Consider the following 12101-nt stretch of genomic DNA (forward strand, 5'->3'; position numbering starts at 1 on the left):
AGTTTTCGGATTCTACTCGAATTATCGGCGCATTTGAGAAATTTTGACCATACCGGCGTTCAGACGGCATCCCGCAGCCTTGACCGCCGTCTGAACATCAAAGAAGGAATCAAACTTATGCAACAAAAAATCCGTTTCCAAATCGAAGGCATGACCTGTCAGGCCTGCGCTTCGCGTATTGAAAAAGTGTTGAACAAAAAAGATTTTGTCGAATCGGCGGGAGTGAACTTCGCCAGCGAGGAAGCGCAGGTTACGTTTGACGACAGCAAAACGTCGGTAGCCGACATTGCCAAAATCATTGAGAAAACCGGTTACGGCGCGAAGGAAAAAACGGAAGATACATTGCCGCAACCCGAAGCAGAACACCATATCGGCTGGAGGTTGTGGCTGCTGTTCGCCATAAACATCCCGTTCCTTATCGGCATGGCAGGCATGATGATCGGGCGGCACGATTGGATGATTCCGCCGATATGGCAATTCGCGCTGGCAAGCATAGTGCAACTTTGGCTGGCAGTACCGTTTTACAAAAGCGCGTGGGCGAGCATTAAAGGCGGGCTGGCGAATATGGACGTGCTGGTTACCATCGGCACGGTGTCGATTTACCTGTATTCCGTTTATATGCTGTTTTTCAGCCCGAACGCGGCGCACGGTATGGCGCATGTGTATTTTGAAGTGGGCGTGATGGTGATCGGTTTTGTGTCGCTGGGTAAATTTTTGGAACACCGCACCAAAAAATCCAGCCTGAACAGCTTGAGTTTGCTGCTCAAACTCACACCAACCCAAGTCAACGTGCAACGCGATGGCGAATGGAAACAAGTGCCCATCGACCAAGTGCAAATCGGCGACCTTATCCGCGCCAACCACGGCGAACGCATTGCCGCCGACGGCATTATCGAAAGCGGCAGCGGCTGGGCGGACGAGAGCCATCTTACCGGCGAATCCAATCCCGAAGAGAAAAAGGCGGGCGGCAAAGTGTTGGCGGGCGCGCTGATGACCGAAGGCAGCGTGGTGTACCGCGCCGCGCAGCTCGGCAGCCAAACCCTGCTCGGCGACATGATGAACGCGCTCTCCGAAGCGCAAGGCAGCAAAGCACCGATTGCGCGCGTGGCCGATAAAGCGGCGGCGGTGTTTGTGCCGACTGTCGTGGGCATCGCGCTTTTGACTTTTATCGCTACTTGGCTGATTAAGGGCGATTGGACGCTCGCATTGATGCACGCCGTTGCCGTTTTGGTGATTGCCTGCCCGTGCGCGCTGGGTCTGGCAACCCCTGCCGCGATTATGGTCGGTATGGGCAAAGCGGTTAAACACGGTATTTGGTTTAAAGATGCGGCGGCAATGGAAGAAGCCGCCCACGTCGATGCCGTCGTGTTGGACAAAACCGGCACGCTGACCGAAGGCAGGCCGCAGGTTGCCGCCGTCTATTGCGTACCCGACAGCGGCTTTGACGAAGACGCTTTGTACCGCATCGCCGCCGCCGTTGAACAAAACGCCGCTCACCCGCTTGCCCGAGCCATCGTTTCCGCCGCTCAAGCGCGCAGTTTGGATATTCCTACCGCACAAAACGCTCAAACCGTTGTCGGCTCAGGCATTACCGCCGAAGTGGAAAGCGTGGGTTTGGTGAAAGCAGGCAAAGCCGAATTTGCCGAACTGACCTTGCCGAAGTTTTCAGACGGCGTTTGGGACATTGCAAGCATTGTTGCAGTCTCGGTCGATAACAAACCGATCGGCGCATTCGCACTCGCTGACGCGCTGAAAGCCGATACCGCCGAAGCCATAGGCCGTCTGAAAAAACACAATATCGATGTCTATATTATGAGCGGCGACAACCAAGGCACGGTCGAATACGTCGCCAAACAACTGGGCATCGCACACGCCTTCGGCAATATGAGTCCGCGCGATAAAGCTGCCGAAGTGCAGAAACTCAAAGCCGCCGGCAAAACCGTAGCGATGGTCGGCGACGGCATCAACGACGCACCCGCGCTCGCCGCCGCCAACGTCAGCTTCGCCATGAAAGGCGGTGCGGACGTTGCCGAACACACCGCGTCCGCCACGCTGATGCAGCATTCGTTCAATCAGCTCGCCGATGCCCTGCTGGTGTCGCAAGCCACTTTGAAAAACATCAAGCAAAACCTGTTTTTCGCCTTCTTCTACAATATCTTGGGCATTCCGCTTGCCGCGCTCGGTTTTTTAAACCCTGTTATCGCAGGCGCGGCAATGGCGGCAAGCTCGGTTTCGGTATTGGGCAATGCCTTGCGCCTGAAACGGGTAAAAATCGATTGACCGTATATAACAGCCTGCAGCCTTTCCGAACGGATAAGGCTGCCGCTGCCGATATGCCGTCTGAAGCCGTTTTGCAAATGATTGATATGAATACAGAAAACCGTTCTCCGGAACAATTCGATATCCCGCTCTTCCTCAAAAACCTGCCCAAGCTGCCGGGCGTATACCGTTTTTTTGACGAAGGCGGCAAAGTCTTATACGTCGGCAAAGCGGTCAACCTCAAGCGGCGCGTGTCCGGCTATTTCCAAAAAAACGACCATTCGCCGCGCATCGCATTGATGGTGAAACAGGTTCGCCACATCGAAACCACCATCACGCGTTCCGAAGCCGAAGCCCTGATTCTCGAAAACAACTTCATCAAAGCCCTGTCGCCGAAATACAATATCCTTTTCCGCGATGACAAAAGCTATCCTTATTTGATGCTCAGCGGCCATCAATATCCGCAGATGGCGTATTACCGCGGCACGCTGAAAAAGCCAAACCAATACTTCGGCCCTTATCCCAACAGCAACGCCGTGCGCGACAGCATTCAAGTGTTGCAAAAAGTCTTTATGCTGCGTACCTGCGAAGACAGCGTATTCGAGCATCGTGACCGCCCTTGCCTGCTGTATCAAATCAAACGCTGTACCGCGCCCTGCGTCGGACACATCAGCGAAGAAGACTACCGCGACAGCGTACATCAAGCCGCCACCTTCCTCAACGGCAAAACCGACGAACTGACCCGCACCCTGCAACACAAAATGCAGACCGCCGCCGCGAATCTGCAATTTGAAGAAGCCGCCCGCTACCGCGACCAAATCCAAGCACTCGGCATTATGCAGAGCAACCAGTTCATCGACAGCAAAAACCCGAACAACCCCAACGATATCGATTTGCTCGCGCTAGCGGTTTCAGACGGCCTCGTCTGCATACACTGGGTCAGCATACGCGGCGGACGGCATGTCGGCGATAAAAGCTTTTTCCCCGACACCAAAAACGACCCCGAACCAAACGGGCAAGACTACGCCGAAGCCTTCGTCGCCCAACACTATCTGGGCAAAAGCAAACCCGACATCATCATCAGCAACTTCCCCATGCACGACGCATTGAAAGAAGCCTTAGAGGGCGAACACGGCAAGCAAATGCAGTTCGTGACCAAAACCATAGGCGAACGCAAAGTCTGGCTGAAAATGGCGGAACAAAACGCACAAATGGCGATTGCCCAACGCCGCCTGCAACAAAGCAGCCAGCAAAACCGCATCGACGAGTTGGCAAAAATCCTGAACATGAATTCAGACGACCTCAACCGCCTCGAATGCTTCGACATCAGCCACACCCAAGGCGAAGCCACCATCGCCTCCTGCGTCGTGTACGACGAACAAAACATCCAACCCTCGCAATACCGCCGCTACAACATCACGACCGCCAAGCCCGGCGACGACTACGCCGCCATGCGCGAAGTGTTGACGCGCCGTTATGGCAAAATGCAGGAAGCTGAAGCCAACGGCGAGACCGTAAAATGGCCCGATGTCGTATTGATTGACGGCGGCAAAGGGCAAATCGGCATCGCCGTATCGGTATGGGAAGAACTCGGTCTGCACATCCCCTTGGTCGGCATCGCCAAAGGCCCCGAACGCAAAGCCGGTATGGAAGAACTCATTCTCCCGTTCACCGGCGAAACCTTCCGCCTGCCCCCGCACAGCCCCGCCCTGCACCTTCTGCAAACCGTGCGCGACGAATCACACCGCTTTGCCATCACAGGCCACCGCAAAAAACGCGACAAAGCACGCGTTACCTCATCCCTCAGCGACATTCCCGGCGTAGGCAGCAAACGCCGCCAAGCCCTGCTTACCCGCTTCGGCGGCCTGCGTGGCGTCGTTGCCGCCAGCAAAGAAGATTTGGAACAAGTCGAAGGCATCAGCAAGGCATTGGCGGAAACCATTTACGAGCATCTGCATTAGTGTGCCACCCAAGCAAAAACCGTCTGTAAAAAATATGATACAGTAGGTCGGCGTGCCGATATAAACCTAACTTCATAACAAATAACAATGATTCGACAAAACGGAAAACGATCTGATATGAACAATCCCGACTTACTCTATCGGCAGGTCTTGGAACGCCTGTCTCAAGAACAATTTGACTTTAGCGAAGTCCGCCGACTGCTGACAGAAGCGGCCTCGGCAGGCCATACGGCCGCCGCATTCGAGTTGGCAAAACACCTGCTTGATACAAACAGCCCGCACCAAGACCGCGAACAAGGTATGGAAATGCTCCGCATCGCCGCCGAACAGGGGCATCCCTATGCGCGTTATAATTTGGCATATATCCAAGAATTGGAAGGTGCACCCCCGGAAACCCTGATACCGCTTTACAAGCCTCTGGCAGAAGCAGGTCTGCCCGAAGCGCAAGTCCGCCTGATGTACCTGCTGTATGCGTCCCGGCATTTTGAAGAAGCCTTGGAATGGGCAAAAACAAGCGCAAAAAACAACAACCCCCACGGGCAATACCTGCTTGCCCAATACTGCCGGTACGGCACACCGCCGGATTTTGAAACGGCGCACCTGCTCTACCGAAAAGCGGCGGCACAAGGCTTGCCGGAGGCACATTGGCAGCTCGGGCTGCAATATCGTTTCGGACAAGGGACGCAAACCGACACGGCACAGGCCGTCAATCATTTGCGTGCCGCCGCGCAACAAGGATACATTCCCGCCTGCACCCCGCTTGCCGAACTCATCCTACCTACGGCTCCCGATGAAGCCGTTTACCGGTTCCAACAGGCGGCACAGGAAAATGACCCCGATGCCCATGCCGCACTGGCCGACATCTACCTGCAAGGCAAGTATCTGGAAAGAAACCACGAACTTGCCCTACATCATGCCGAAGCAGCCGCCGCCGAACGCCATCCCGAAGGTTTGCGGATACTGGGCGACATCTGCCGCTACGGCCTGGGCATGGCTTCCGATAAAGAAAAAGCCCGGCATTATTACCGGCAGGCAGCCGAAGCCGGCAGCCTTGCCGCGTATCAGAAACTCATATCCGACAGCGCGTTAAACCATCCCGACCAATACGGCGGCATCAAAGATTCCGCCATCAGGCGGCAAAGGGCAGAACGGCTTTATCAAAAAGCCCAAGCCCTGCATTACGGATTACAATGCGCGCCCGAATACGTGGCCGTACTCAAACTCTACACAGAAGCCGCAGAACTCGGACACAGCAAAGCCCAAACCAATCTGGGCGGCATGTATTACTTCGGACAGGGTATGGCCGCCGACTACAATGAAGCACGCAAATGGTTTGAAAAAGCCGCCGCGCAAAAAGACAGCATGGCACTTTATAACCTCGCCTGCATCCATTACAACGGACACGGCGTCGAGCCGGACAAAGAAAAAGCCTGCCGCTACCTGCAAGAAGCCATAAACAACGGATACGGGCAAAAAAGCTTTCTGCAAGAACTGTTGCAACAGTGGCAAAATGCCGTCTGAACACCGGTACATTTACCCCGCAAAAACGAAACAGGTATAATCGCCCCTTTCCCTTCCCGCCGTCCGAACAGACATTTCACATTCAGACGGCATCCTGATTGCACAACCGCACGAAAGCATTATGACAGACACCGCCGAAAACCAAACACAAAACAACTGGCAAGCCGAACATCCCCGCAGCATCCGCAGTTTCGTCCTCCGCCAAAGCCACATGACCGCCGCGCAGCAACGCGCCATCGATACCTTATGGGACAGCTTCGGCATCGACTACCAAGCAACACCGACCGATCTTGATGCCCGTTTCGGAAGCAGCCGACCCAAAATCCTTGAAATAGGCTTCGGTATGGGGACGGCAACCGCAGAAATCGCCCGCAGGCTGCCCGAAACCGACTTTCTTGCCATCGACGTACACGGTCCCGGCGTAGGCAACCTGCTCAAACTCATCAACGAAAACCATTTGGAAAATATCCGCGTGATGCGGCACGACGCCGTAGAAGTCGTCGAAAATATGCTGCAAGACGGCTCGCTCGACGGCATCCACATATTCTTCCCCGACCCGTGGCACAAAAAACGCCACCACAAACGCCGTCTGATACAAGCCCCCTTCATCGCCAAACTGCTGCCCAAACTCAAAACCGGCGGCTATATCCACCTGGCGACAGACTGGGAAGAATATGCACAGCAGATGCTTGAAGTCCTCAGCAGCTTCGACAGCCTGCAAAATACGGCGGCAGACTACGCCCCCACCCCGGACTACCGCCCCGAAACCAAATTCGAAGCGCGCGGCAAACGCCTCGGACACGGCGTTTGGGACTTGGTATTCAAACGGATCGGATAATAGACCGCCGGATAAAAAATGCCGTCTGAAGCATTTTTGCTTACAGACGGCATTTTTTCAAGATAAAGCAGCGAGTGATGTTTCGATACAATTTTTAAAACAATGGTTTGAACGGCAAAACGCGTGTGTACCGCACGCATCCTTAGTAGGTTTTATGCACATCGGTTTTAAAGTTTGTGCCGCCCGCAGGTAGTATGTGATAGCTACGCACGCGGTTGGTGTGATGTAGGCTACGGCTTGCTAATTATTCATCGTTATCAAACAAAGACTTAGGTGTACATTCAGGCATAGTTAACAAAACAACTAAACCTCTATTTACTGGAAAATAAAATGACTTATTTAAAAATAATAATAACTAGTATAGTTTTATACATTTTATTATTACAAATTAATCTCAAAATGTTAGAAAAAAGGATTGATTTCTTAGTAGAAAATATAGATAAATATTGGGGCTGTACTAGATTAGCAGATATGTTACCCTCGAAATATGAAGATAACACACTGCAAATTAAAGAAAAAAGTACAGAAAGAACTGCTCCGTTTTTTTGTGCTGGAAGTTACCGCCCGTTCTGCCGCCGATATTTTGGGTATCCATCCCAATTCGGCAGCACTGTTCTACCGTAAAATCCGCACGGTTATCAACTATCATTTGGCCTTGGCTGCCGATGAGGTTTTTGAGGGCTCTGTCGAGCTGGACGAAAGCTATTTCGGCGGACGGCGTAAAGGCAGACGTGGTTGCGGTGCGGCAGGAAAAGTGGTTGTTTTCGGCATTCTGAAACGCAACGGACGGGTCTATACCGTTATCGTAGATAATGCCAAGTCTGAAACGTTACTCCCTGTCATCAAAAAGAAAATCATGCCGGACAGTATTGTTTATACCGATAGTCTGAGCAGCTACGACAAGTTGGACGTGAGTGGTTTTATCCATTACCGCATCAACCATTCCAAGGAGTTTGCCGACCGTCAGAACCACATTAACGGCATTGAGAATTTTTGGAATCAGTCAAAACGCGTCTTGCGAAAATACAACGGAATCGATTGCAAATCTTTCCCACTGTTCTTGAAAGAATGCGAATTTCGATTTAACTTCGGCACACCGTCCCGGCAGCTTAAAATCCTGCGGGATTGGTGTGGAATTTAGGGCTAATCTAGTACAGCCCCTAAATATTACCAGCAATATGGGTCTTACCCAAATAATTTTGATTTTATATCAACTAAAACTGATTTTACTACTGAATCATATTGTGATTTTTGGGATAAAAATATTGCAGGATATGGTAATTGTTACTTCGTAAAGAATGATAAAGACTATACTATTTTAGTCATGGGTTTCTCATCGAAAATACTATTTTCATCTCACAATAAAATAAAAGAATTCAATTCAAATAAATATGAATAAATACAACAAGCAAGCCGTAGCCCGCGTAAAATTTTTAGATTTCCGTAGGTCGGATTCTTGAATCCGACATTTTAGGCATTGCTGAATGAATTGCAATGATGGGGGCGTTAAAGATTTTGTCGGATACAAGTATCCGACTACGCTTACTTGCTGTTTCCAAGCATAGGGAAAAATTTCTCTAATTCTAATTGATTGATAACTATTCTATCAATACCAATATAATTTCCTTCATTTTTATATAATTTTAGCATATCAGAAGCAATACATTTAAATGCCTTCATATTGGCTATTGACCAGTGCTTATCATCTATTCCAATTCGTTCCAAAGTATCTAAATTTTCATGTTTATCAAAACTATTTAAATTAAAGCAGCTTTCATTACATATTTTTAATAAAATAAAATTGAAAAAATCAACTAAATATGAGTATAAAGTACTTGTATAAAAAGCAAAGTAATTATCTACAAAATTTATATAGTTATTCGATTTATTAGTATAAAAATTACTTATAGGTATTAAATCTTCCAGATTAAAATCATATACTTGAAAACATAATCTATTTTTTATTTCCTCATTATCATCTAAATAAAAAGGAATTATTTTAACTCCACCATGAACTAATTTATTTCTTATTTTATTAACCTCCTTATACCAATCTAAATTTAAATCACTATTTTCTTCTGCATAATCTAAAAACTCTTTTTCTAGCTGTTCGTATCTATTCCCTTTTGAGTTTGTTAATTTGGTTAACTTAGCACCGATTTGATATGAAATATCCCAAACTGTACTCAATTTAACATATGAATACTCAATTAACATTGAGCTAACAAAAGATTTTTGATTGTATCTTTTCATAAAATCACTATCTTTTTGTATATCATAAACATAGACAACGGAATTAAATAATTTTAAAAAATTAGTTTTTAAATTTCCAAACAATATTACATAGCCATCATTATCGAATAATTCTCTGTTTTTACTTTGTATAAAATTAAGAATTTTATAAGTTGGATCAATAATTTTATTATTATCTAATAACATTATTTACACCTTTCAAACTTTATTGTAATTGATCAATTTTAAGTAACTCGCTAAGACATTTTGAATTTCTTCCGTTATCTTTTTCACTCCGCCCCAAACAATAATCCTTCCTTAATCCCCCGAATCCTATCCCTCAACACCGCCGCTTCTTCAAACTGTAAATCCCTAGCCGCCTGCTGCATGGCTTTTTCCAGTTTGGCGATTTCTTTAATTGCGTCTTCTTCGTTGTGAATTTCGCCGACTTTGACCTTGTTTTTGCCTTGTCTACGGCCTTTTCCGCTGTCTTCTTCGTGGTACACGCCGTCGATGATGTCTTTGACCTGTTTTTTAATCTGCTGTGGCACGATGCCGTGTTCTTCGTTGAACTTGATCTGTTTTTCGCGGCGGCGTTCGGTTTCGTCGATGGCGGCTTTCATGGAGTCGGTGATTTTGTCGGCGTACAGGATGGCGACGCCGTTCACGTTGCGCGCGGCGCGGCCTATGGTTTGAATCAGGCTACGGTGTGAGCGTAGGAAGCCTTCTTTGTCAGCGTCGAGGATGGCGACGAGGGAGACTTCGGGAATGTCGAGGCCTTCGCGCAAGAGGTTGATGCCGACGAGTACGTCAAACAGGCCTAGCCGTAAATCTCTAATGATTTCAACGCGCTCGACGGTGTCGATGTCGCTGTGCAGGTAGCGCACTTTGATGCCGAGTTCGCTGTAATAGTCGGTGAGTTGCTCCGCCATGCGTTTGGTGAGGGTGGTAACGAGTACGCGTTCGCCTTTTTGGATGCGGTCGTTGATTTCGCTCATTAAGTCATCGACTTGTGTAGCGACGGGGCGGATGATGATTTGGGGATCAACCAGCCCTGTGGGACGGACGACTTGTTCGACCACTTGTCCGGCGTGTTCTTCTTCGTATTTGGCTGGAGTGGCGGAAACGAAGACAGTTTGCGGCATGACTTTTTCAAATTCGTGGAATTTGAGCGGGCGGTTGTCGCGGGCGGAAGGCAGGCGGAAGCCGTAGTCGACGAGGTTTTGCTTGCGCGATGCGTCGCCTTCGTACATGCCGCCGATTTGGGTGACGGTAACGTGGCTTTCGTCGATGAACATGATGGCGTTGTCAGGCAGATAGTCCATCAGCGTGGGCGGCGGTTCGCCTTCTTTTTTGCCTGAGAAGTGGCGGGAGTAGTTTTCGATGCCTTTGCAAAAGCCCATTTCGTAGAGCATTTCGAGGTCGAAGCGGGTGCGCTGTTCGATGCGTTGTTGTTCGACGGGGCGTTGTTCGCGGGCGAAAAATTCGATGCGTTCGCGCAGTTCTTCTTTGATGGATTCGCAGGCGCGCAAGACGGTGTCGCGCGGGGTAACGTAGTGGCTGGACGGGAAGACGGTATAGCGGCCGACGCGTTGGTGCAGGCTGCCTGAAAGCGGGTCGAACATATCGAGGCGGTCGATTTCGTCGTCAAACAGGCTGATACGCAAGGCGTTTTCGGAGTTTTCGGCGGGGTACACGTCAATCACGTCGCCTCGCACGCGGAAGCTGCCGCGTTTGAAATCCAAATCGCCGCGTTCGTACTGCATGGAAACGAGCGTGGCGATAATGTCGCGCTGCTCGATGGTGTCGCCTTCTTTGACGGATAACACCATTTGTTGATACTCGGTCGGGTCGCCGATACCGTAAATGGCGGACACGGTGGCGACGATAATCACGTCGTCGCGCGTCATCAGGTTTTTGGTGGCGGAAAGGCGCATTTGCTCGATGTGTTCGTTGATCGCGCTGTCTTTTTCGATGAACAAATCGCGGCTGGGCACATAGGCTTCGGGCTGGTAATAGTCGTAGTAGGAGACGAAATATTCCACCGCGTTTTCGGGGAAAAATTCGCGCATTTCGGCATAAAGCTGGGCGGCAAGGGTTTTGTTGTGCGCCATGATGATGGCGGGTCGGCCGCTTTGGGCGATGACGTTCGCCATGGTGTAGGTTTTACCCGAACCGGTTACGCCGAGCAGGGTTTGATAGGCAAGGCCGTCTGAAAGCCCTTCGAGCAGGCCTGCAATGGCGGTGGGCTGGTCGCCTGCGGGCGGGAAGGGTTGGTGGAGTTTGAAGGGGGAATTTGGGTATTGGATAACTTCCATAATCTTGCCTGTGATGCGTTTGCGGACAAAGCGTGTAGTAGGGATGGGTCGGAAACGTCTTTCAGACGGCATGGAATAAAAGACATTCCCGACCGTATGCCGTCTGAACTCAACCGCAATCCCAAGTGAATGCCGTTTTGGAAAAATCGCATTTTTCCAAATCTTCGGGCGCGATAAAGAAATTGCCGATGCCCATATCGCCCCACATAATGTCTATTCCTTCGTTCTCATCATATTGGCTTTCCAATTGGAACAGCAGTTCATAGCCTTCCAAACTGCCGTCGCGCGGATCGTATTGGGCAAAGCAGGGATAACCGCCAATACAGTGTCCCGCCTGATTGGAGGCTTCCCGATAGTTCTCGTAAAGCCGCCAATCGTTGTTACCCGTATCCGTAACCCTTTCGAGAATCAGCTTACGCATTTCCGGAAAAGTCTGATCGAAACGGTAATCGTCGAAAGACAGATATTGCGTCTCCGGTTCGGAAAAAACCATGCAGAATTCTTCCTCTGCACCAAACGGCAGACCGACTCCGAAATCCCCGAAATCGGAATATGCCGGAACATCCTGACGCAAACCCTCCTGCCGCACTTCGCGATGGTACAAAACACGAAATCCCTTTTGGGCGCGCAAGTCGTCGAAATCCATGCCCGACAAATCGTCGTAACCGTCGACAAAGAACTGGACGATGCCTTCGGTCGGATAGTCCGGCAGATGCGGCATTTGGACAAAGTTGATTTGCGCCAACAGGGAAAGCGGTTGTCCTTGGGCGTTTTGGGGATATTCCATACCCTCCGGCAGATAAGGTCTGCCGCCGACCTTGCTGTCCCACAGTTCTACTGTCTCTTTCTTCAAAGAAAAACGCACGACGAGTTTTGCCGTGTCTGCAATTTTCTCTGCAAACGGTTCAAATTCTGGTAAAAAATCGCTCATAACCTGTCCTTTCAAACATAATATGCCGTCTGAAACCATTT

The 12101-nt window shown here is 49.9% G+C and carries 8 protein-coding genes and 1 pseudogene; 6 read left to right on the plus strand and 3 right to left on the minus strand.

What is annotated here, in order from left to right; translation table 11 throughout:
• The first annotated feature begins 117 nt into the window (after positions 1 to 117).
• From ACNAU7_RS07555 to ACNAU7_RS07580, 6 genes and pseudogenes are all read left to right on the plus strand, one after another.
• Positions 118 to 2280 carry a heavy metal translocating P-type ATPase gene (locus tag ACNAU7_RS07555; protein WP_416301826.1) on the plus strand — a complete coding sequence of 721 codons (2163 nt, stop codon included), beginning with the start codon at positions 118 to 120 and terminating at the stop codon, positions 2278 to 2280.
• A gap of 53 nt (positions 2281 to 2333) precedes the next feature.
• Complete coding sequence (uvrC, locus tag ACNAU7_RS07560) at positions 2334 to 4220, plus strand: excinuclease ABC subunit UvrC (protein ID WP_416301827.1); 1887 nt, start codon at positions 2334 to 2336, stop codon at positions 4218 to 4220.
• A gap of 117 nt (positions 4221 to 4337) precedes the next feature.
• Complete coding sequence (locus tag ACNAU7_RS07565) at positions 4338 to 5741, plus strand: tetratricopeptide repeat protein (RefSeq protein WP_416301828.1); 1404 nt, start codon at positions 4338 to 4340, stop codon at positions 5739 to 5741.
• Between the two features lie 121 nt (positions 5742 to 5862).
• Entirely contained in the window at positions 5863 to 6579 is a 717-nt protein-coding gene (trmB, locus tag ACNAU7_RS07570) for a tRNA (guanosine(46)-N7)-methyltransferase TrmB (RefSeq protein WP_416301829.1), read from the plus strand.
• A 487-nt stretch (positions 6580 to 7066) separates the two neighbouring features.
• The gene (locus ACNAU7_RS07575; RefSeq protein ID WP_416301830.1) at positions 7067 to 7720 is read left to right on the plus strand and encodes an IS1595 family transposase; all 654 of its coding nucleotides are present in this window, start codon (positions 7067 to 7069) and stop codon (positions 7718 to 7720) included.
• Positions 7721 to 7741: 21 nt separating this feature from the next.
• Positions 7742 to 7978 (plus strand): annotated as a pseudogene (locus ACNAU7_RS07580) (hypothetical protein); the annotation flags it as partial.
• Positions 7979 to 8121: 143 nt separating this feature from the next.
• Here the strand turns inward: ACNAU7_RS07580 and ACNAU7_RS07585 are convergent.
• From ACNAU7_RS07585 to ACNAU7_RS07595, 3 genes are all read right to left on the minus strand, one after another.
• Complete coding sequence (locus ACNAU7_RS07585) at positions 8122 to 9018, minus strand: hypothetical protein (protein WP_416301831.1); 897 nt, start codon at positions 9016 to 9018, stop codon at positions 8122 to 8124.
• Positions 9019 to 9101: 83 nt separating this feature from the next.
• Positions 9102 to 11201, minus strand: coding sequence for an excinuclease ABC subunit UvrB (gene uvrB / locus ACNAU7_RS07590; protein ID WP_416301832.1), 2100 nt, complete (start codon positions 11199 to 11201; stop codon positions 9102 to 9104).
• A gap of 37 nt (positions 11202 to 11238) precedes the next feature.
• Complete coding sequence (locus ACNAU7_RS07595; protein WP_416301852.1) at positions 11239 to 12060, minus strand: YwqG family protein; 822 nt, start codon at positions 12058 to 12060, stop codon at positions 11239 to 11241.
• Positions 12061 to 12101 lie beyond the last annotated feature (41 nt).

It is taken from the genome of Neisseria sp. LACPHL-SPEC-2024-00856 (genome assembly GCF_047915665.1).
In the GTDB taxonomy this organism is placed as follows: domain Bacteria; phylum Pseudomonadota; class Gammaproteobacteria; order Burkholderiales; family Neisseriaceae; genus Neisseria; species Neisseria polysaccharea.

Coding starts and splice junctions, on each gene's coding strand:
- ACNAU7_RS07555 (WP_416301826.1), top strand. CDS start 118: ATGCAACAAAAAATCCGTTTCCAAATCGAAGGCATGACCTGTCAGGCC.
- uvrC (WP_416301827.1), top strand. CDS start 2,334: ATGCCGTCTGAAGCCGTTTTGCAAATGATTGATATGAATACAGAAAAC.
- ACNAU7_RS07565 (WP_416301828.1), top strand. CDS start 4,338: ATGAACAATCCCGACTTACTCTATCGGCAGGTCTTGGAACGCCTGTCT.
- trmB (WP_416301829.1), top strand. CDS start 5,863: ATGACAGACACCGCCGAAAACCAAACACAAAACAACTGGCAAGCCGAA.
- ACNAU7_RS07575 (WP_416301830.1), top strand. CDS start 7,067: ATGAAGATAACACACTGCAAATTAAAGAAAAAAGTACAGAAAGAACTG.
- ACNAU7_RS07585 (WP_416301831.1), bottom strand. CDS start 9,018: ATGTTATTAGATAATAATAAAATTATTGATCCAACTTATAAAATTCTT.
- uvrB (WP_416301832.1), bottom strand. CDS start 11,201: ATGCCGTCTGAAAGACGTTTCCGACCCATCCCTACTACACGCTTTGTC.
- ACNAU7_RS07595 (WP_416301852.1), bottom strand. CDS start 12,060: ATGAGCGATTTTTTACCAGAATTTGAACCGTTTGCAGAGAAAATTGCA.